18 protein-coding genes are annotated in these 19,805 nt (G+C 60.6%); 12 read left to right on the top strand and 6 right to left on the bottom strand.

The window, feature by feature from the left end; genetic code table 11:
• Positions 1-188: 188 nt before the first annotated feature.
• A complete protein-coding gene (locus tag ACWHXD_RS28880) occupies positions 189-1,133 on the top strand; it encodes a GlxA family transcriptional regulator (protein WP_032894941.1) in 945 nt (314 codons plus the stop codon).
• 164 nt (positions 1,134-1,297) lie between these two features.
• Positions 1,298-1,726 carry a hypothetical protein gene (locus ACWHXD_RS28875; protein WP_056782929.1) on the top strand — a complete coding sequence of 143 codons (429 nt, stop codon included), beginning with the start codon at positions 1,298-1,300 and terminating at the stop codon, positions 1,724-1,726.
• Positions 1,727-1,733: 7 nt separating this feature from the next.
• Here the strand turns inward: ACWHXD_RS28875 and ACWHXD_RS28870 are convergent, their stop codons facing one another.
• Both ACWHXD_RS28870 and ACWHXD_RS28865 read right to left on the bottom strand, forming a co-directional pair.
• Entirely contained in the window at positions 1,734-2,150 is a 417-nt protein-coding gene (locus ACWHXD_RS28870) for a DUF3010 family protein (RefSeq protein WP_138762871.1), read from the bottom strand.
• A gap of 40 nt (positions 2,151-2,190) precedes the next feature.
• On the bottom strand, positions 2,191-2,592 hold the full coding sequence (locus ACWHXD_RS28865) for a lysozyme inhibitor LprI family protein (protein WP_014720247.1): 402 nt from the start codon (positions 2,590-2,592) through the stop codon (positions 2,191-2,193).
• A gap of 218 nt (positions 2,593-2,810) precedes the next feature.
• Here ACWHXD_RS28865 and ACWHXD_RS28860 point away from each other — a divergent pair, with 218 nt between their 5' ends.
• The 6 genes from ACWHXD_RS28860 to etfB all read left to right on the top strand — a co-directional run bounded on the left by ACWHXD_RS28860 (position 2,811) and on the right by etfB (position 10,576).
• The gene (locus ACWHXD_RS28860) at positions 2,811-3,788 is read left to right on the top strand and encodes a dipeptidase (RefSeq protein WP_014720245.1); all 978 of its coding nucleotides are present in this window, start codon (positions 2,811-2,813) and stop codon (positions 3,786-3,788) included.
• A 78-nt stretch (positions 3,789-3,866) separates the two neighbouring features.
• Positions 3,867-4,397, top strand: coding sequence for a DUF5943 domain-containing protein (locus ACWHXD_RS28855; RefSeq protein WP_005792152.1), 531 nt, complete (start codon positions 3,867-3,869; stop codon positions 4,395-4,397).
• 15 nt (positions 4,398-4,412) lie between these two features.
• Complete coding sequence (gene dgcA / locus ACWHXD_RS28850; RefSeq protein WP_032894946.1) at positions 4,413-6,473, top strand: dimethylglycine demethylation protein DgcA; 2,061 nt, start codon at positions 4,413-4,415, stop codon at positions 6,471-6,473.
• 158 nt (positions 6,474-6,631) lie between these two features.
• The gene (gene dgcB / locus ACWHXD_RS28845) at positions 6,632-8,575 is read left to right on the top strand and encodes a dimethylglycine demethylation protein DgcB (RefSeq protein WP_003194874.1); all 1,944 of its coding nucleotides are present in this window, start codon (positions 6,632-6,634) and stop codon (positions 8,573-8,575) included.
• Positions 8,575-9,795: an electron transfer flavoprotein subunit alpha gene (gene etfA, locus ACWHXD_RS28840; RefSeq protein ID WP_098950164.1), complete on the top strand. Its 1,221-nt coding sequence runs from the start codon at positions 8,575-8,577 to the stop codon at positions 9,793-9,795. Before dgcB ends, etfA begins: the two co-directional genes overlap by 1 nt.
• Positions 9,796-9,799: 4 nt before the next feature.
• Complete coding sequence (gene etfB, locus ACWHXD_RS28835) at positions 9,800-10,576, top strand: electron transfer flavoprotein subunit beta (RefSeq protein ID WP_164545343.1); 777 nt, start codon at positions 9,800-9,802, stop codon at positions 10,574-10,576.
• A 746-nt stretch (positions 10,577-11,322) separates the two neighbouring features.
• Here the strand turns inward: etfB and gbca are convergent.
• Complete coding sequence (gene gbca / locus ACWHXD_RS28830) at positions 11,323-12,618, bottom strand: glycine betaine monooxygenase oxygenase subunit (protein ID WP_032894948.1); 1,296 nt, start codon at positions 12,616-12,618, stop codon at positions 11,323-11,325.
• Positions 12,619-12,900: 282 nt separating this feature from the next.
• Here gbca and gbcB point away from each other — a divergent pair, with 282 nt between their 5' ends.
• The gene (gbcB, locus tag ACWHXD_RS28825; RefSeq protein ID WP_014720237.1) at positions 12,901-14,001 is read left to right on the top strand and encodes a glycine betaine monooxygenase reductase subunit; all 1,101 of its coding nucleotides are present in this window, start codon (positions 12,901-12,903) and stop codon (positions 13,999-14,001) included.
• Positions 14,002-14,082: 81 nt separating this feature from the next.
• On the opposite strand, the gene ACWHXD_RS28820 is transcribed toward gbcB, so the two are convergent.
• The 3 genes from ACWHXD_RS28820 to ACWHXD_RS28810 form a co-directional block, all read right to left on the bottom strand.
• On the bottom strand, positions 14,083-14,616 hold the full coding sequence (locus tag ACWHXD_RS28820; RefSeq protein WP_138762870.1) for an REP-associated tyrosine transposase: 534 nt from the start codon (positions 14,614-14,616) through the stop codon (positions 14,083-14,085).
• A gap of 140 nt (positions 14,617-14,756) precedes the next feature.
• Positions 14,757-14,957 carry a hypothetical protein gene (locus ACWHXD_RS28815; RefSeq protein ID WP_138762869.1) on the bottom strand — a complete coding sequence of 67 codons (201 nt, stop codon included), beginning with the start codon at positions 14,955-14,957 and terminating at the stop codon, positions 14,757-14,759.
• Between the two features lie 193 nt (positions 14,958-15,150).
• The gene (locus tag ACWHXD_RS28810; protein WP_032894950.1) at positions 15,151-16,191 is read right to left on the bottom strand and encodes a threonine aldolase family protein; all 1,041 of its coding nucleotides are present in this window, start codon (positions 16,189-16,191) and stop codon (positions 15,151-15,153) included.
• 90 nt (positions 16,192-16,281) lie between these two features.
• Between ACWHXD_RS28810 and ACWHXD_RS28805 the strand changes: the two genes are divergently transcribed.
• The 3 genes from ACWHXD_RS28805 to ACWHXD_RS28795 all read left to right on the top strand — a co-directional run bounded on the left by ACWHXD_RS28805 (position 16,282) and on the right by ACWHXD_RS28795 (position 19,797).
• The gene (locus ACWHXD_RS28805) at positions 16,282-17,010 is read left to right on the top strand and encodes a TraX family protein (RefSeq protein ID WP_138762868.1); all 729 of its coding nucleotides are present in this window, start codon (positions 16,282-16,284) and stop codon (positions 17,008-17,010) included.
• A gap of 260 nt (positions 17,011-17,270) precedes the next feature.
• Entirely contained in the window at positions 17,271-18,524 is a 1,254-nt protein-coding gene (gene glyA / locus ACWHXD_RS28800) for a serine hydroxymethyltransferase (protein ID WP_003194857.1), read from the top strand.
• Positions 18,525-18,546: 22 nt separating this feature from the next.
• Complete coding sequence (locus ACWHXD_RS28795; RefSeq protein WP_003176546.1) at positions 18,547-19,797, top strand: sarcosine oxidase subunit beta; 1,251 nt, start codon at positions 18,547-18,549, stop codon at positions 19,795-19,797.
• Positions 19,798-19,805 lie beyond the last annotated feature (8 nt).

The raw sequence follows: 19,805 nt of genomic DNA, 5'->3' as shown, positions 1-19,805 counted from the left end.
GCCCTCGGCAGGTCGTTATTGTGGGTGCCGGCGTCTTGGTGCGCCGTGGGATCACGTTACGCAGCTTGGCGCCCCGCAAAGCGCACGGCGGCGACTCGCTCTTGCACTGCAGCGACCTGTGCTCTTGAATGGCCGGTTGAACTGGCGTATCACAGTGACCACGCTGCCCGTCCGACGAGAGCGCCACCATGTCCCAGGATGTCTACTTCTTGCTGATGCCGGGTTTCTCGGCCCTCGGTTTTATCTCCGCGCTGGAACCGTTGCGGGTGGCCAACCGCTTTCGCGGCGAGCTGTACCGCTGGCACATCTTGAGTGCCGATGGCGGCGCGGTGCTGGCGAGCAACGGTATGTCGGTCAACGCTGACGCAGCGCTCGAGCCACTGAAAAAAGGCGCGACTTTACTGGTGGTGGCCGGCTTCGAACCCCTGCAGTTCGCCACGCCCGCCCTGGAGCATTGGCTGCGCCGCCTCGACCATGAGGGTGTGACCCTCGGCGCCATCGACACCGGCGCCTGCGTGCTGGCCGAGGCGGGGCTGCTCGACGGCCATCGCCTGACCTTGCACTGGGAAGCCATCGACGCCTTCAAGGAAGCCTATCCGCACCTGAGCGTGACCCAGGAGCTGTTCGAAATCGACCGGCGCCGCATCACCTGCGCCGGCGGCACGGCTTCCATCGACCTGATGCTCGACCTCATCGCCCAGGCCCACGGCCCGGAGCTGGCTATCCAGGTTTCCGAGCAATTCGTACTCAGCCGCATCCGCCCACGCAAAGACCACCAGCGCATGCAGATCGCCACGCGCTACGGCATCAACAACAAGAAGCTGGTGCACGTGATCGGCGAAATGGAACAGCACACCGAACCGCCCCTGAGCACCTTGGCCCTGGCCGAAACGATCAAGGTCACCCGACGCCAACTGGAGCGGCTGTTTCGCCTGCACCTGAACGACACCCCCAGTAATTTCTACCTTGGCCTGCGCCTGGAAAAAGCCCGAAAACTGCTGCGCCAGAGCGACATGAGCGTGCTGGAGGTGAGTATTGCGTGTGGGTTTGAGTCGCCGTCGTATTTCACGCGAAGTTATCGAGCCAGGTTTGCCAAATGCCCAAGGGAGGATCGGCGACGGGAGGTGGTTTAAGCGTTGGTGCAGATTCAAGCCAGCTCCCACATTGGTAAGTAGTGTGGTGTCAGGAAACGCGTGTGGTGGCGTGGGAATATTCTTGTTTTGCAAGGTTGCGGGCGATTACTGGAAACGGACTGCTAACGTCCAAAGGGTTCCTTACGTAACCATAAGAGGTTGGCATGCTGAAAAAACTAGTCACTCTGATTGCACTCGCGTCCACCCCAGTGTGGGCCGCCCAGGCGCCAGCGCCGTTCACCGGCGCCGATTACAGCGGGCGTTATGAATGTACCGGCCAGGACAAACATATTGGCAACTTCAAAGGCGTTGTCGACATGAAACTCGACGCCAAGCAAAGCACTGGCAAATATGCGGCCTACACCTTCACTCTGACCCTGGAAGACAAGTCCCGCTATGAAGGCATGGCCGCCGGGACTGCCGATACCCTGGGTATCTACTTCGCCCATACCGACCCGGCCTTGAAGGACTTTGGCGTGGGCGTGGCACAAGTGACACCGACCCCGGAAGGCAAAGTCTCCTTCGTTAAATACTATTACGGCCCTGAATACGAAGGTGGCGGGCACGGCTTGGAGCACTGCGTCAAAAGCTGATGTGCGGTTATTTCTTCATCAGACATGAGCACGCGGTCTTATAGGCCTCGTGCTGATACTTGTTGAGCGTCGCTGGCAGATCAAAGGTGTGCTTTTTGTATTGCGCATTGATGGTCTGCGGCGACAGCAGCGTCACCTCAACCCCCTCCAGCAATTGAAACACCCCTTCAATCTTGAACGTCGTCGGGCCACCGGCGAATTCACCTTTTTTGCTGCGCTTCTTGATCGCGATACGGGTAATGGCGTTCGCCTGCACGAACGCCTTCACCTGTGCGGCAAAGGCTTTGACGTTGGCCGCTTCGTCGTCATCGTCCAGGGCGATTTTCTTGGTGGCCAGGGCGACGTGGGTCAGCGCCTGGTTGTCCAGGGAGGCGACAGCGATGATGGCTTCGCTGCCTTTGATTTCTATGCCGCACAGAGTCATGAGTAGCCTTGGTCAAAAGAAAGAGTGGCGCGATTGTCGCTTATTCCTGGCCAATCGACTCCAAAAACTCCGACCGCTCATCACTCATCCGCGCCAGGCAGTCGTTGTGCGCAATGGCATAGGCCTTGGTGCCGGTTACCGCCGGGAAGGTGTCCACTGCACAATCGGCGTCGCGCAGTTTTTCCCACTTCTGCTGCGCATCCTTCAGACGGGCGGTAATGTCCGCCAGTTTGGTCTTGTCGCTGCCGTAGGTCGAACCCATGCGCTCCAGCAGCCCCTGATAGTTATCCTTGAGCAATTGCTCGGCGGTGGTTTTGTTGTAGGTGGCGCATTCCAGGGTTTGCTGGTCGTTCTCGATACCGTCGCACGGCGTGCTGTCGGTGTCTTCGGCCGCGTGGGCGGTGGTTGCGATGAGTGCCAAAGCCAGGAAAATCGATTTCATTGCGCCGTCTCATATCAGGTGATGAGGAATTCTGGCTCAAGCGTAAGACAAAGAACAGCCGACCGTGGGGCCTGTCTTCGCAGCCTTTGTCGCGGATTGACGCTTTCGGCAATTCCCCTGTCGTTTTTGCACCCGGCTCCGTCGGTGCCTGGGCATATGCTGGCCCCAAAGCGCCGGCAGACGATTCGGCGCATGAATCGCCAATAAGGGGACGCCTGATGAGCCCAGCCGAGTTGCACGCCGACAGCATCGTTATCGACGGTCTGATTATTGCCAAGTGGAACCGCGACCTGTTCGAAGACATGCGCAAAGGTGGCCTCACCGCCGCCAATTGCACGGTGTCGGTGTGGGAAGGCTTCCAGGCCACGATCAATAACATCGTTGCCAGTCAGACCCTGATCCGGGAAAACAGCGACCTGGTGATCCCGGTGAAAACCACCGCCGACATCCGTCGCGCCAAGGAGCAGGGCAAGACCGGCATCATCTTCGGCTTCCAGAATGCCCATGCGTTTGAGGACCAACTCGGCTATGTCGAGATCTTCAAGCAGCTCGGCGTTGGCGTGGTGCAGATGTGCTACAACACCCAGAACCTGGTGGGCACCGGTTGCTACGAACGCGATGGCGGCCTGTCGGGTTTCGGGCGTGAGATCGTCGGCGAGATGAACCGCGTCGGCATCATGTGCGACCTGTCCCATGTCGGCTCCAAGACCAGCGAAGAGGTCATCCTCGAATCGAAAAAGCCGGTGTGCTACTCCCACTGCCTGCCGTCCGGGCTTAAAGAGCACCCGCGCAACAAGTCCGATGAAGAGCTGAAGTTCATCGCCGACCATGGCGGTTTTGTCGGCGTGACCATGTTTGCGCCGTTTTTGGCCAAGGGCATTGACTCGACCATCGACGACTACGCCGAAGCCATCGAATACACCATGAACATCGTCGGCGAAGACGCAATCGGCATCGGCACCGACTTCACCCAGGGCCATGGCCAGGATTTCTTCGAAATGCTCACCCATGACAAGGGTTACGCCCGCCGCCTGACCAGCTTCGGCAAGATCATCAACCCGCTGGGCATCCGCACCGTGGGTGAGTTCCCCAACCTCACCGAGACCCTGCTCAAGCGCGGCCACAGCGAGCGCGTGGTGCGCAAGATCATGGGCGAGAACTGGGTCAACGTGCTCAAGGACGTCTGGGGCGAATAAGCCACTGCTCGCTTAATCCTTCACCCGCCGCCATCCGCGCGGCGGGCATCAAAACGAATTTTCTGGAGTTAAGTTTCCATGGCCAAGATCGCCCCGCAATTGCCTATCGAAGTCGACAGCGAAACCGGTGTCTGGACTTCCGACGCCCTGCCGATGCTGTACGTGCCACGCCATTTCTTCGTCAACAACCACATGGGTATCGAAGAAGTGCTGGGCGCTGACGCCTACGCCGAGATCCTCTACAAGGCCGGCTACAAATCCGCCTGGCACTGGTGTGAAAAAGAAGCCGAATGCCATGGCCTGGAAGGCGTCGCGGTGTTCGAGCATTACATGAAACGTTTGTCGCAACGCGGCTGGGGCCTGTTCAAGATCCAGGACATCGACCTGGATAAAGGCACCGCCAGCGTCAAGTTGGAACACTCGGCATTCGTCTACGTGTACGGCAAGGTCGGCCGCAAGGTGGACTACATGTTCACCGGCTGGTTTGCCGGCGCCATGGACCAGATTCTTGAGGCCCGTGGCAGCAAGATCCGCACTGTCGCCGAACAAGTCTACGGAGGCTCCGAAGAGGGCCACGACGATGGTCTGTTCACCGTCAAACCGTTGTAAGCCGAGGACCGTGCCATGGCTTTCGAAGCAATGTTCCAGCCGATCCAGATCGGCAAACTGACCATCCGCAACCGCGTGCTCAGCACTGCGCATGCCGAGGTGTATGCCACCGACGGCGGCATGACCACCGACCGCTATGTGAAGTACTACGAAGAGAAAGCCAAGGGCGGTATTGGCCTGGCAATCTGCGGCGGCTCCTCGGTGGTGGCCATCGACAGCCCGCAGGAGTGGTGGGCGTCGGTAAACTTGTCCACCGACCGCATCATCCCGCACTTCCAGAATTTGGCCGATGCCATGCACAAGCATGGCGCCAAGATCATGATCCAGATTACCCACATGGGCCGTCGCTCGCGTTGGGACGGCTTCAACTGGCCGACCCTGATGTCGCCGTCCGGCGTGCGCGAGCCGGTGCACCGTGCCACCTGCAAGACCATCGAGCCGGAAGAGATCTGGCGTGTGATCGGCAACTACGCCCAGGCTGCACGCCGGGCCAAGGCCGGTGGCCTGGACGGGGTGGAACTGTCGGCCGTGCACCAGCACATGATCGACCAGTTCTGGAGCCCGCGGGTCAACAAGCGTACCGACGAATGGGGCGGCACTTTCGAGGGCCGCATGAAGTTCGGCCTGGAAGTGTTGAAGGCCGTGCGTGCCGAAGTGGGTGACGACTTCTGCGTGGGCATGCGCCTGTGCGGTGACGAGTTCCACCCGGACGGCTTGTCCCACGAGGACATGAAGCAAATCGCCAAGTACTACGACGACACTGGCATGCTCGATTTCATCGGTGTGGTGGGCTCGGGTTGCGACACCCACAACACCCTGGCCAACGTCATCCCGAACATGAGCTACCCGCCGGAGCCGTTCCTGCACCTGGCGGCCGGCATCAAGGAAGTGGTCAAGGTTCCGGTGCTGCACGCGCAGAACATCAAGGACCCGAACCAGGCCACGCGCATTCTGGAAGGCGGCTATGTGGACATGGTCGGTATGACCCGTGCGCACATCGCCGACCCGCACCTGATCGCCAAGATCAAGATGGGCCAGATCGACCAGATCAAGCAGTGCGTGGGCGCCAACTACTGCATCGACCGCCAGTACCAGGGCCTGGATGTGCTGTGCATCCAGAACGCCGCGACCTCCCGTGAATACATGGGCGTGCCGCACATCATCGAGAAGTCCACCGGGCCCAAGCGCAAGGTGGTTGTGGTGGGCGCCGGCCCGGCCGGGATGGAAGCCGCACGCGTGGCGGCCGAACGTGGCCACGACGTGACGCTGTTCGAGAAAAAAGAGTTTATCGGCGGGCAAATCACCACCGCGTCGAAAGCGCCGCAGCGTGACCAGATCGCCGGTATCACCCGTTGGTATCAACTGGAACTGGCGCGCTTGAAAGTCGACCTGCGCCTGGGCGTGGCGGCAGACGCCGAGACCATCCTGGACGTGCGTCCGGACGTGGTGGTGCTGGCGGTGGGCGGTCATCCGTTCATCGAGCAGAACGAACACTGGGGCGCCGCCGAAGGCTTGGTGGTGAGCAGTTGGGACGTGCTCGACGGCAAGGTGGCGCCGGGCAAGAACGTGCTGGTGTACGACACCATCTGTGAATTCACCGGCATGTCGGTGGCCGACTTCCTGGCCGACAAAGGCAGCCAGGTGGAGATCGTCACCGACGACATCAAGCCGGGCGTGGCGATCGGCGGTACCTCGTTCCCGACGTACTACCGCAGCATGTACCCCAAGGAAGTGATTATGACCGGCGACATGATGCTAGAAAAGGTCTACCGCGAGGGCGACAAGCTGGTGGCTGTGCTGGAGAACGAATACACCGGCGCCAAAGAGGAGCGGGTGGTCGACCAGGTGGTGGTGGAGAACGGCGTGCGTCCCGACGAGGCCATTTACTACGGGCTCAAGGAAGGCTCACGCAACAAGGGCCAGATCGACGTTGAAGCCTTGTTTGCGATCAAGCCGCAGCCCTGCTTGAGCGAAGCGGGCGAGGGGTACTTGCTGTTCCGCATTGGTGACTGTGTGGCCCAGCGCAATACCCATGCCGCCATCTATGACGCCCTGCGCTTGTGCAAGGATTTCTGACGAGGTGAACTCGGTCAAATGTGGGAGCGGGCTTGCTCGCGAAGGCAGTGTATCAGGCACTGGATGCATCGACTGACACGCCGCCTTCGCGAGCAAGCCCGCTCCCACATTCAGGGCCAGTTTCACAGTAGACCTGTGTGGTCTTCGGGAGCTTCACCATGCTGAATACCCTTCTTCCCATCCTGCTCTTTGCCGCCCTGGGCCTCGCCGTCCTCGGCGCCCTGCGCCGGGTGAACATGTGGCGCCGTGGCCGCGCATCCAAAGTCGACCTGCTGGGTGGCCTGTTGGCCATGCCCAAGCGCTACATGGTCGACCTGCACCACGTGGTCGCCCGTGACAAATACATCGCCAACACCCACGTTGCGACGGCGCTGGGCTTTGTGCTGTCGGCGCTGCTGGCGATTGCGGTGCACGGTTTCGGCCTGCAGAGCCGCATTCTTGGCTATGCACTGCTGCTGGCGTCGACATTGATGTTTGTCGGCGCGATCTTCATGTACCTGCGCCGCCGCAATCCGCCTGCGCGCCTGTCCAAAGGCCCGTGGATGCGCCTGCCCAAAAGCCTGATGGCCTTCTCGGTGAGCTTCTTCCTGGTGACCTTGCCGGTGGCCGGGATTCTGCCCGCCGACTTCGGCGGCTGGTTGCTTGCGGCATTGCTGAGCGTGGGCGTGTTGTGGGGCGTGTCCGAAATGTTCTTCGGCATGACCTGGGGCGGGCCGATGAAACACGCCTTCGCAGGTGCCCTGCACCTGGCCTGGCACCGCCGCGCCGAACGCTTTGGCGGTGGCCGCTCCACCGGTTTGAAACCGTTGGACCTGAGCGATAAAACCGCGCCGCTGGGCGTGGAAAAACCCAAGGACTTCACTTGGAACCAACTGCTCGGCTTCGACGCCTGCGTGCAGTGCGGCAAGTGCGAAGCGGCGTGCCCGGCGTTTGCCGCCGGCCAGCCACTGAACCCGAAAAAACTCATCCAGGACATGGTGGTCGGCCTGGCCGGTGGCACCGATGCCAAGTTCGCCGGCAGCCCATACCCCGGCAAACCGGTGGGCGAACACGGCGGCAACCCGCACCAGCCGATCGTCAACGGCCTGGTGGACGCCGAGACCTTGTGGTCGTGCACCACCTGCCGCGCCTGCGTGGAAGAGTGCCCGATGATGATCGAGCACGTGGACGCCATCGTCGACATGCGTCGCCACCTCACCCTGGAAAAAGGCGCTACGCCGAACAAGGGCGCCGAAGTCCTGGAAAACCTGATCGCTACTGACAACCCTGGCGGCTTTGCCCCCGGTGGTCGTCTGAACTGGGCGGCAGACCTGAACCTGCCGTTGCTCAGCGACAATGGCAGTTGCGATGTACTGTTCTGGGTCGGCGACGGCGCCTTCGACATGCGTAACCAACGCACCCTGCGCGCGTTCGTCAAAGTGCTCAAGGCTGCCAAGGTCGACTTCGCCGTGCTTGGCCTGGAAGAACGCGACAGCGGTGACGTGGCGCGGCGCCTCGGCGATGAAGCGACCTTCCAGCTGCTGGCCACGCGCAATATCCAGACCCTGGCCAAGTACAGCTTCAAGCGCATCGTCACCTGCGACCCACACAGTTTCCATGTGCTGAAAAACGAATACGGTGCCTTCAACGGCAACTACCGGGTGCAGCACCACAGCACCTTCATGGCCGAGCTGATTGGCGAGGGCGCGCTGAACCTGGGCCAGCACAAAGGCAACAGCGTGACCTACCACGACCCGTGCTACCTGGGCCGCTACAACGGTGAATACGAGGCGCCACGCCAAGTGCTGCGGGCGTTGGGTATCGAGGTCAAGGAAATGCAACGCTCGGGCTTCCGTTCACGCTGCTGCGGTGGCGGCGGCGGCGCGCCGATCACCGACATTCCCGGCAAGCAACGTATTCCCGATATGCGCATGGACGACATCCGCGAGACCGGTGCCGAACTGGTGGCCGTGGGTTGCCCGCAATGCACGGCGATGCTGGAAGGCGTGGTCGAACCACGCCCGTTGATCAAAGACATCGCCGAACTGGTCGCCGACGCGTTGCTTGAAGACGCCGCGCCAGCCAAAGCCCCCCTCAAGCGTGAACCTGCGGAGGTGCACTGATGAGCGACATTATCCGCCGCGACCCACGGGCCGAATGGATCGCCCGTAACCGCCTGCACCCGTTGCACGCGGCGATGCAGCCGCTGCAACACAGCTGGATGGGGCCCAACGGCGTCATTCGCAAAAACGTGCATGGTGTCGGTTTTATCGGCCCCAACGGCATCAAGCGCATCGACCGCAGCGGTGCCCAGCAGGGCGGCGCGTCCAAGCGTACCGCGGCAGTGGAAGTGCAATTGCCGCTGCATCAGGTGCCGGCCCCGGCGTTCTACATCAACGTGGTACCGGACATGGTCGGTGGCCGCCTGAGCAGCCACGACCGTGACCTGCTTGGCCTGGCGCGCCAACTGGCCGGCAGTGACGGCGCGGTGTTGGCGGTGGTGTTCGGTGAACACAAGGAAAGCGCCTTTGCCACCGCCGGCGTCGACCGATTGCTGGTGCTGGAGGGGCATGAATTCGAAGGTTATGCACCGGAGCAACGCGTGCAGGGTTTGCGTGCTGTGGATAACCAATTCAGCCCGCGCCACTGGCTGCTGCCAGACAGCCGCAGCGGTGGTGGCGAACTGGGGCGACGCTTTGCCGCCAGCCTCAAGGAACGCCCGGCAACGCGGGTGTGGCAGATCAAGGGCGAGGAATGCATCGGCCGCGCCGGTGCCGGCCAGGAAGACCTGGCGCGACCGTTGCCCCGTCTGATCCTCGCCGCCGCCGAATGTGCCGATCCGGTCAGCGAGACCCGCCACGAAGTCTTGCCCGTGGAGTTATCCACAAGCCTGGCGCGCAGTTTGCCGCGTATCGAAGACCTCGGTGCGGTGGCGGTCGACCCGGCAGCGATTCCAATGGCCGAGGCCGAGTTCATTTTCTCCGGTGGCAACGGCGTGAAGGACTGGGCGCTGTTCCACCAGACCGCCGCGGCCCTGGGCGCCACCGAAGGCGCCTCGCGGGTGGCAGTGGACGATGGCTTCATGGCGCGTGATCGCCAGGTCGGCGCCAGCGGTACCTGGGTCACTGCGCGGGTGTACGTGGCCGTCGGGATTTCCGGGGCGATCCAGCACCTGCAAGGCATTGGTGCCTGCGACAAGGTGGTGGCAATCAACCTCGACCCGGGTTGCGACATGATCAAGCGTGCCGACCTGTCGGTGATTGGCGAAAGCGCCGCGATACTCAACGCTTTGATCGCAGCGGTCGAAACCTACCGCAACGGCGCCAAGCGCGATGCAGCCTGAGGATATGACCATGACGAACACAGTATTCAGCCTGGTGTCCATCGGCGCTCACCCCACCTCCGGGCGACCACGGCGCGCCGAGCAGGACGCGCGCGCGGTCGAGCTGGGGCTGCAACTGGCTGGGGATAAGTTGCAGGTGCTGCACGCGGGTGATGTCAGCGAGCCGACCCTGCGCAGCTACCTGGGCATGGGCCTGCCGCAACTGCAGGTACTCGAACAGCCGGCCGGCGCCGATGCGTTGCCGGTGCTCAGCGAGTATCTGCGCGACGCCGGTGCCCAAGTGGTCCTGACCGGAAGCCAGGCAGAAACCGGCGAAGGTTCGGGGATGCTGCCGTTCCTGTTGGCCGAACAATTGGGCTGGCCGCTGATTGTGGGGCTGGCGCAGGTGGAGTCCATCGACGCCGGCGTAGCCCTGGTGCTGCAGGCGTTGCCTCGCGGCCAGCGGCGGCGCTTGAAGGTGCGCCTGCCGTTTCTTGCCACTGTGGATAACGCGGCGCCCAAGCCACGCCAGAGCGCCTACGGCCCGGCGCAACGGGGTGAGCTGGCGGCCCATGACGTCGAGATTGAACAGGATGAGTTATTCACAGGCGCACTGCTGCAACCGGCCAAGCCACGGCCCAAGCGCCTCAAGGTGATCAAGGCCAAGAGCGGCGCCGATCGGATGAAGGCTGCCACGGCCAAGGCCAGTGGTGGTGGGGGGCAGGTGCTCAAGGGCGTCAGCGCCGAAGAAGGCGCGCAGGCGATTCTCAAGCTTCTTGTAGAAGAGGGTGTCGTACGCTGATACCTGACCACCACCAAACCTTGTGGGAGCTGGCTTACCCACAAGGCCTGTTGATCCGCCTGTGGATAACCTGTTCGCGGTTGTCCACAAGCCCGGCGTATCAAGCTCTCCAGCCCTTTGTACGAAAACTAACCAGCCTAACTCTCGGTTTTTGCTCGGGTTTTCATCGGCTCAATGCCTCGACTTGCCCCCAAAGTCTGTTGGCGCTTTTGTGGATAAGATGTTCGCTATCCGCTACAGGCCTTATGAAACGTGGCTTTCGCAGGATTGGTTAATAATTGATCAAATCTAACTTTTTCGCGTTTTTAACTGCGGCACATCCCCGATTTATGAGGGTTTCCCAGGCTTTTCCACAACCCGGACAAAGTTGCCCCCAAAGTCTGTTGGTGCATCTGTGGATAAGGTGTTCGCTTACCGCTGAAAGCCACGCCAAACAAGGCTCTTGTAGGTTTGATCAATAAATGAACAGCTTAAGATAAAACCCGCAAGTTTAAATAAGTCACGGATTTTCTTGATTTAATTTGCGTGCACGGCGTACTTGCCCACAATTGCTGTGGGTGGCTTTGTGGATAAGTTGTTGGGTAAAGGCTGTAGGGCAGGGCGCTAACGGCTTGTAGGAGCGAGGGGGACGCCTAGTTCTTGCTCGCGAAAAACGTCAACGATAACGCGTGCTTCCTGGATAAACACGGTGCCTGTGAGTTTTTCGCGAGCAAGCTCGCTCCTACAGTGTGATCCATAGGTGTCAGTTATTCGTGTGCTGCCACACCTTTGAGGTACGGCGCCGGAGCAGCGCCCAGGTTGCTCAACATGCGCTCGCTGTACCAATCCACAAAATTCACCACGCCAAACTCATAGGTCTTGGAGTAAGGGCCAGGCTGGTAAGCGGTGGAGTTGATGCCACGCTGGTTCTCTTCGGCCAGGCGACGGTCCTGGTCGTTGGTGGCGTCCCACACCTGGCGCATGCGCTCCACGTCGTAGTCCACGCCTTCCACGGCGTCCTTGTGCACGATCCACTTGGTGGTGACCATGGTTTCCTGGGCGCTGATGGGCCACACGGTGAACACAATGATGTGGTCGCCCATGCAGTGGTTCCAGGAGTGGGGCAGGTGCAGGATGCGCATCGAGCCCAGATCCGGGTTCTTGATGCGGCCCATCAGCTTGGCGCAGCCTTGCTTGCCATCCAGGGTCATCGACACGGTGCCCTTGAGCAGCGGCATGCGCACGATGCGGTTACGCAGGCCGAAGCTGGCGTGGGCGTAAGGGATTTTTTCGGCATCCCAGGCGGCGGCAGAAGCGGCCACGTGGTCCTTGAACGCTTGGTCGGCGCGTGGGTCGGTGACGTCGTCCCACTCCAGCAGGGTTTTCAGCAGTTCGGGGTGTGACGCGTTGCAGTGGTAGCACTCGCGGTTGTTTTCCAGCACCAGCTTCCAGTTGGCTTTTTCGAACAAGGTGGTCTGGATCGCCACCTTGGTGTTCTCCATGTCGTAGGGTTCCATGTAATGGCTGAGCGTCGACAGGAAGTCATCGATGGCCGGTGGGTTTTCGGCCAGGCTGATAAAGATGTAGCCGCCAGCGGTCTTTACGTTCACCGGCTTGAGGCCGTACTGCTTCATGTCGAAATCGGCGCCCATCTCGGTGCCGGCGAACAGCAGGCGGCCGTCCAGCTCGTAGGTCCACTGGTGGTAGTGGCAGACCAATTTGGCGACCTTGCCCTTGTCGCTGGTGCACAAGCGCGAGCCACGATGGCGGCAGACGTTGTGGAACGCATGCACCACGCCGTCGGCACCCCGGATCACGATGATCGGGTTCTTGCCCACTTGCAGGGTGAGGTAGTTGCCCTTGGTGGGGATTTCGCAGGTCATGCCGGCGATCAACCACTCTTTCTGGAAGATCTCCTGCATGTCGATATCGAACAGCCGCTCATCAGAGTAAAACGGCTGCGGCAGCGAAAAAGTGCGCTCGCGCTCTTGCAGCATTTGCGCGGTGGCCTTGCGTGCGGGTTCCAGCGGATCGCCCAAGCTTAAGGTTGCGGTGACGTCCATCGTGTGTGTCCTCATGGCCATTCTGTGTGGCCGGCGAATAGTGGCTACGGTTGGTGCTGTGCAAGGCGTAAAGAACGCGTCTTTGTTGGGAGCGAGTGTGGGCCCGGCGTCACGTCGGACCTTATCCATGGGCGACATGGCCCAATCTGATCCCGACGCGCAAGCCCCTGTCTTTGGGGGCTGGTCGCCGTAAGTATGTGAATGTCGCAGATAGGTAAATGGGTGGTTCTCGCGTTACGCAGAATCGCCACCATAAGGCCGACGTCGGCGGTGGAGAACAACATGTCCAATAATTTCCTGAATCCGGTAACCACCCAGACCTGGGCCAATGGTCGGCACATCGTCCGTTGCGTCAAAGTCATCCAGGAAACCTGGGATGTGCGCACCTTCTGCTTTATGGCTGACCAGCCGATCCTGTTCTTTTTCAAGCCGGGGCAATTCGTCACCCTTGAGCTGGAAATCGAAGGCCAGCCGATCATGCGCTCGTACACCATTTCCAGCTCACCGTCGGTGCCTTACAGTTTTTCGGTGACCATCAAGCGCGTACCGGGCGGCCGGGTTTCCAACTGGCTGCACGACACCTTGCACGAAGGCCAGGAGTTGGCCGTACACGGCCCGGTCGGGCTGTTCAATGCCATCGACTTCCCAAGCCCTAAAGTGCTGTACCTCAGCGGTGGGGTTGGGATCACGCCGGTGATGTCCATGGCGCGCTGGTTCTACGATACCAACGCCAACGTCGACATGACCTTTATCCACAGCGCCCGCTCGCCCAAGGACATCATCTATCACCGCGAGCTGGAGCACATGGCGTCGCGGATCGACAACTTCAGCCTGCACCTGATCTGCGAAAAACACGGCCTGGGCGAACCCTGGGCCGGGTATCGCGGTTATCTGAACCACAAGATGCTGGAGCTGATGGTGCCGGACTTCCTGGAGCGCGAAGTGTTCTGCTGCGGCCCTACGCCGTACATGAACGCAGTGAAGCGTTTGCTGGAAGTCGCCGGTTTCGACATGACCCGTTATCACGAAGAATCCTTTGGCGCGACGCCACCGGAAGCCCGTGCCGATGCGGTGGAGCAGGCCGAGCAAGCGGCGGATGCGCCGGAGATCGACCTGGCGGACCTGCATCAAGTGGAATTTATCGCGTCCGGCAAGAGCATTCGCGTGGCGCCGGGGGAAACCGTGCACGCCGCAGCCGCCAAGCTCGGCCTGCTGATCCCCAAGGCCTGCGGCATGGGCATCTGCGGTACATGCAAGGTGATGAAGCTGGGCGGCGAAGTGGAGATGGAGCACAACGGCGGGATTACCGAAGAGGACGAAGCCGAAGGCTACATCCTGTCGTGCTGCAGTGTGCCGAAGGGTGATGTACGCATCGAATTCTGATCTGATCGTTCCCACGCTCAGCGTGGGAACGCCGCCCAGGACGCTCCGCGTCCCGTCGCAAGTGAAGGGTGACCCGGATCTTCAGAGCCACGGTTGGATGTCGATCAGGCCAGGCATACCCGCATAGTTGCGAGCGCTGGAGTAACGCCAGTGTTCAGCCAGGTCCACATAGCCTCGCTTTATGGGGTTGTGATGGATGTAATCAAGCTTCTGGCGCATGACAGCCTCGCTGTAGATCAATTGCGCATGTGAGCCTTCCTGCCACAGTTGATAAACACGATCTGTCTTGTGTGCACGCTTGCAGAAACGCAGGCGCTGCAATACCCGCTCCGCGCCTTTGCTTTGCAGGTCGTCAATGATGGTGCGAGCGGTGAAGGATTTGAATTGGCTGACGCACTTTCCCAGATCGGGCGCTTGAGCAATAAAGTGCAAGTGATTTTCCAGGATGACGTAACCAAACAAGTTTAATGCGTGGTTGCTTTGTTGATATCGCCAGCAATCCAGAAGATGGTCCACCAGATAGTTGCGGGTGAAGAGGGGGAGCCATTCCATGACAGTGCAGGTAAGGAAGTGTGGTTTTTCGGGTTCGGTGATGACATAGCGGCTTCTACCCACGTGTTCATCCTTGAGTTCGGGTGGACGCGGAGCGTCCGGGGAGGCATTCCCACGCGGAGCGTGGGAACGAGCAGCGTGGGAACGAGCAACTTCTTCAGCGTCGCGTCGCAGTCTGCGACGCGAGCCTTAGGTGTTAACGCTTATTGGGCGTAGATATGAACAACAAAGTGCTGGCCTGAGGTTGTCAGTTCGTAGACTTTGTCGTAGATGGTCAGGGTTTGCGATGGCTCTTGAATGGTATCCCCGATTTTGGCGTGTTTCCTGAACTCATCCCAGTCAATGACCGTGGTGCTACTGCTGCCGCCGCTTTGCAATGTGTTGCTATTGCTTTGATATTCCATGATTAAGCTCTCCATTGATTTACCTTTGCCGCCGATTATTCGGCCGGCAGTGAAACCCGAAAGGTGGCAGATATCGCTGCGTTTTCCTTGCGGGTAACAAGAGGCTAGACAATAAAAACGAGCCGTATTGCTGTCAGAAATATCAAAAAACAGTCTCGGCGATCGGCCAGTACGGACTGGCCGAATTCGTACGTTAAGCGTTCATGACTTCCCGAATATCGGCGGCCAGTTCCCTTACACGCTCTTCCTCGGTATCCCACGCACACATGAAGCGCGCACCGCCTTTGCCGATGAAGGTGTAGAAGCGCCAGCCCTTGGCGGTCAGCGCTGCAATCGCGGGTTCAGAGAGTTGCAGGAACACGCCGTTGGCCTGTACCGGGAACATCAATTCCACGCCGGGAATATCCGCCACCAGGCTGCTCAGCAATTGCGCGCAATGGTTGGCGTGGCGTGCATGCTTGAGCCAGGCGCCATTTTCCAGCAGGCCCACCCATGGCGCCGAGAGAAAGCGCATTTTCGACGCCAATTGACCGGCCTGTTTGCAGCGGTAATCAAAGTCTTCAGCCAGTTTGTGATTGAAGAACAGGATGGCTTCACCCACCGCCATGCCGTTTTTGGTGCCGCCAAAGCACAGCACGTCCACGCCGGCTTTCCAGGTCAGGTCGGCCGGTGAGCAACCCAGGAATGCACAGGCATTGGCGAAGCGTGCGCCGTCCATGTGCAGGTTCAGGCCCAGTTCCTTGCAGGTGGCGCTGATGGCGCGGATTTCTTCGGGGGTATACACGCTGCCGACTTCGGTGGCTTGGGTCAGGGTGACCACGCGAGGCTTGGGGTAGTGGATGTCCTGGCGCTTGAGGGCGATTTCGCGGATCGACTCCGGGGTCAGCTTGCCGTTTTCGGTGCGGGCAACCAGCAGTTTGGAACCGTTGGAGAAAAACTCCGGCGCGCCGCATTCGTCGGTCTCGACGTGGGCGGTTTCCGAGCAAATCACGCTATGGTAGCTCTGGCACAACGAGGACAGCGCCAGGGAGTTGGCGGCCGTACCGTTGAAAGCGAAGAACACCTCGCAGTCGGTCTCGAACAGATTGCGGAAACCGTCGGCGGCGCGGTGGGTCCATTCATCATCGCCGTAGGCGCGCTGATGGCCCTGGTTGGCTTGTTCCATGGCGGCCCAGGCTTCCGGGCAGATGCCGGAATAGTTGTCACTGGCGAATTGTTGGCTCTTGTCGGTCATGGCCCGTTCCTGTGGTCGATGTTGGTGCGCACTTTACCCAAGATTGCCGGGGGCGCGCACGCACTGTAAATGCAAAGTCGTTGGGGAATTATGCACGGTACTCAAACCCTGCCTGTCGGACCTGTCCGAGATGGCGCTTTGGATCTGCTCAAGTGGCTGGCGCTGTTGAGCATGGTGCTCGATCACCTGCGCTATGTGGGGCTGAGCCTGGATGGGCTATACGTGCCGGGGCGCTTGGCGTTTCCGTGGTTTTGCCTGGCGATTGCGGCCAATTTGCATCGGGTCCGCAATGCTCCGGTGACCGGCCATTGGCGCTACCTGGGTTGGTTGCTGCTGTTCAGCGTGATCAGCGAGGTGCCGTATCGGCTATTTATCGAGGATGTCGATACCTTGAACGTGTTGCCGACCCTGGCGCTGGGCTTGCTGGTTGCCCGAGGTTGGCAGCAACAGGCGCTTTTTGATCGAGGATTAGCGCTGATAGCACTCAGTATCGCGGCGGTGTTTGCGACACATCTGATGTTCGGCTTTTTCGGCGTGTTGCTGCCCTTGGCGATGTTGCTGGTGTTCAGTCGCCCTTGGTATTTCAGTGTGCTTCCAGGCTTGGTTTGTGTTGCTGCCAATCAATGGCAGATTCTGCTCAATAGCGGCACGCTCGTGGCGCAGCTGGGGTTGGCGGCATGTCTGATTGCGCCCGTGGCTGGGTGGGTCTTATTGCGACATGCCCGCAGCGTTGCGCCCCCGCCAATGCGCCGCTGGGCCTATGCCCTTTATCCGCTGCACTTCCTCCTGCTGCTGCTCCTTCGCACGCTCATCGCCTAACCCGCCTGTAGGAGCGAGCTTGCTCGCGAAAAACGTCAACGATTACGCGTGCTTACTGAATAAACACTGCGCCTATGAGTTTTTCGCGAGCAAGCTCGCTCCTACAAATTGTGAGGCCTGCCAATATCATTCGTTCAGTCATGTCGTAAACGCACCTTTGCGTGGCGTGCGCAGGCATTTGGCCCGCACGCGCCAGCCCTACCATCGCATCAAAGGGCCCTGCACGGGCCTCAACAATACGAAAGGCTGGGAGAGACGCGATGTTCAGCAAACAAGACCAGATCCAGGGATATGACGACGCACTGCTGGCGGCGATGAATGCCGAGGAGCAGCGCCAGGAAGATCATATCGAGCTGATCGCGTCGGAGAACTACACCAGCAAGCGCGTGATGGAAGCTCAAGGCAGCGGCCTCACCAACAAATACGCCGAAGGCTACCCGGGCAAGCGCTACTACGGTGGCTGCGAGCATGTGGACAAGGTCGAAGCCCTGGCCATCGAACGCGCCAAGCAGCTGTTCGGCGCCGATTACGCCAACGTGCAACCGCACTCCGGTTCCTCGGCCAACAGTGCCGTGTACCTGGCGCTGATCAATGCCGGCGACACCATTCTGGGCATGAGCCTGGCCCACGGCGGTCACCTGACCCACGGCGCCAAAGTGTCGTCCTCGGGCAAGCTGTACAACGCAGTGCAATACGGCATCAACACCGACACCGGCCTGATCGACTACGACGAAGTCGAGCGCCTGGCGGTCGAGCATAAGCCGAAGATGGTCGTGGCGGGTTTTTCGGCCTACTCCAAGACCCTGGATTTCCCACGCTTTCGTCAGATCGCCGACAAAGTAGGCGCGCTGTTGTTCGTCGACATGGCCCACGTTGCCGGCCTGGTCGCCGCCGGCCTGTACCCGAACCCGCTGCCTTACGCCGACGTAGTCACCACCACCACCCACAAGACCCTGCGCGGTCCACGGGGCGGCTTGATCCTGGCCAAGGCCAACGAAGAAATCGAAAAGAAACTCAACGCTGCGGTATTCCCCGGCGCCCAGGGCGGCCCGCTGATGCACGTCATCGCCGGCAAGGCCGTGTGCTTCAAGGAAGCGCTGGAGCCCGGCTTCAAGGCTTACCAGCAGCAAGTGATCGATAACGCCCAGGCCATGGCCGAAGTGTTCATCAAGCGTGGCTACGACGTGGTCTCCGGCGGCACCGACAACCACCTGTTCCTGGTCAGCCTGATCCGCCAGGGCCTCACCGGCAAAGAGGCGGACGCCGCCCTGGGTCGCGCCCACATCACCGTCAATAAGAACGCGGTGCCGAATGACCCGCAGTCGCCGTTCGTGACCTCGGGCCTGCGCATCGGCACCCCGGCGGTGACCACCCGTGGCTTCAAAGTGCCGCAGTGCGTCGAGCTGGCCGGCTGGATCTGCGACATCCTCGACAACCTCGGTGACGCCGATGTCGAGGCCAACGTGGCCAAGCACGTGTCTGCCCTGTGCGCTGATTTCCCGGTTTATCGCTGAGCGCGGTTTTGGAGTAATGACTATGCAACGCTACTCAGGCTTCGGCCTCTTCAAGCACTCCCTCAGCCATCACGAAAACTGGCAGAAGATGTGGCGCACGCCGACCCCTAAAAAGGTCTATGACGTAGTGATCGTCGGCGGCGGCGGGCATGGTCTGGCGACCGCCTATTACTTGGCCAAGGAGCACGGCATCACCAACGTGGCGGTGGTCGAGAAAGGCTGGCTGGGCGGCGGTAACACCGCGCGCAACACCACCATCGTGCGTTCCAACTACCTGTGGGACGAGTCGGCGCACCTGTACGAACACGCCATGAAACTCTGGGAAGGTTTGTCCCAGGACCTGAACTACAACGTAATGTTCTCCCAGCGCGGCGTGTACAACCTGTGCCACACCCTGCAGGACATCCGTGATTCCGAGCGCCGTGTGAGCGCCAACCGCCTCAACGGCGTAGACGGCGAACTGCTGAATGCCCAGCAAGTGGCCGACGAAATCCCGTACCTGGATTGCTCCAAGAACACCCGCTACCCCGTGCTCGGTGCCACCGTGCAACGGCGCGGCGGCGTGGCCCGTCACGATGCCGTGGCCTGGGGCTTTGCTCGCGCTGCCGACGCCTTGGGCGTGGACCTGATCCAGCAGACCGAAGTGATCGGTTTTCGCAAGGAAAACGGCGTGTGCATCGGTGTGGAAACCAACAAGGGCTTTATCGGCGCCAAGCGCGTCGGTGTGGTCACAGCCGGTAACTCCGGGCACATGGCTTCGCTGGCGGGCTTTCGCCTGCCGATCGAATCCCACCCGCTGCAAGCTCTGGTGTCGGAGCCGATCAAGCCGATTATCGACAGCGTGATCATGTCCAACGCCGTGCACGGCTACATCAGCCAGTCCGACAAGGGCGACCTGGTGATCGGCGCGGGTATCGATGGCTACAACGGCTACGGCCAGCGCGGCTCGTACCCGGTGATCGAGCACACCATCCAGGCCATCGTCGAGATGTTCCCGGTGCTGTCACGGGTGCGCATGAACCGCCAGTGGGGCGGCATCGTCGACACCACCCCGGACGCCTGCCCGATCATTTCCAAGACCCCAGTGCCGAACATGTTCTTCAACTGCGGTTGGGGCACCGGTGGTTTCAAGGCCACCCCAGGCTCAGGCAACGTGTTTGCCGCCAGCCTGGCCAAGGGTGAAATGCACCCGTTGGCCGCACCTTTTTCCATCGACCGTTTCCACAACGGTGCGCTGATCGACGAACACGGCGCTGCGGCCGTCGCCCACTAACAGGAGAA

The sequence above is a fragment of the Pseudomonas fjordensis genome, assembly GCF_976987115.1.
This window is presented reverse-complemented; position numbering and strand designations above follow the sequence as displayed.

Coding starts and splice junctions, on each gene's coding strand:
- ACWHXD_RS28880 (WP_032894941.1), top strand. CDS start 189: ATGTCCCAGGATGTCTACTTCTTGCTGATGCCGGGTTTCTCGGCCCTC.
- ACWHXD_RS28875 (WP_056782929.1), top strand. CDS start 1,298: ATGCTGAAAAAACTAGTCACTCTGATTGCACTCGCGTCCACCCCAGTG.
- ACWHXD_RS28870 (WP_138762871.1), bottom strand. CDS start 2,150: ATGACTCTGTGCGGCATAGAAATCAAAGGCAGCGAAGCCATCATCGCT.
- ACWHXD_RS28865 (WP_014720247.1), bottom strand. CDS start 2,592: ATGAAATCGATTTTCCTGGCTTTGGCACTCATCGCAACCACCGCCCAC.
- ACWHXD_RS28860 (WP_014720245.1), top strand. CDS start 2,811: ATGAGCCCAGCCGAGTTGCACGCCGACAGCATCGTTATCGACGGTCTG.
- ACWHXD_RS28855 (WP_005792152.1), top strand. CDS start 3,867: ATGGCCAAGATCGCCCCGCAATTGCCTATCGAAGTCGACAGCGAAACC.
- dgcA (WP_032894946.1), top strand. CDS start 4,413: ATGGCTTTCGAAGCAATGTTCCAGCCGATCCAGATCGGCAAACTGACC.
- dgcB (WP_003194874.1), top strand. CDS start 6,632: ATGCTGAATACCCTTCTTCCCATCCTGCTCTTTGCCGCCCTGGGCCTC.
- etfA (WP_098950164.1), top strand. CDS start 8,575: ATGAGCGACATTATCCGCCGCGACCCACGGGCCGAATGGATCGCCCGT.
- etfB (WP_164545343.1), top strand. CDS start 9,800: ATGACCATGACGAACACAGTATTCAGCCTGGTGTCCATCGGCGCTCAC.
- gbca (WP_032894948.1), bottom strand. CDS start 12,618: ATGGACGTCACCGCAACCTTAAGCTTGGGCGATCCGCTGGAACCCGCA.
- gbcB (WP_014720237.1), top strand. CDS start 12,901: ATGTCCAATAATTTCCTGAATCCGGTAACCACCCAGACCTGGGCCAAT.
- ACWHXD_RS28815 (WP_138762869.1), bottom strand. CDS start 14,957: ATGGAATATCAAAGCAATAGCAACACATTGCAAAGCGGCGGCAGCAGT.
- ACWHXD_RS28810 (WP_032894950.1), bottom strand. CDS start 16,191: ATGACCGACAAGAGCCAACAATTCGCCAGTGACAACTATTCCGGCATC.
- ACWHXD_RS28805 (WP_138762868.1), top strand. CDS start 16,282: ATGCACGGTACTCAAACCCTGCCTGTCGGACCTGTCCGAGATGGCGCT.
- glyA (WP_003194857.1), top strand. CDS start 17,271: ATGTTCAGCAAACAAGACCAGATCCAGGGATATGACGACGCACTGCTG.
- ACWHXD_RS28795 (WP_003176546.1), top strand. CDS start 18,547: ATGCAACGCTACTCAGGCTTCGGCCTCTTCAAGCACTCCCTCAGCCAT.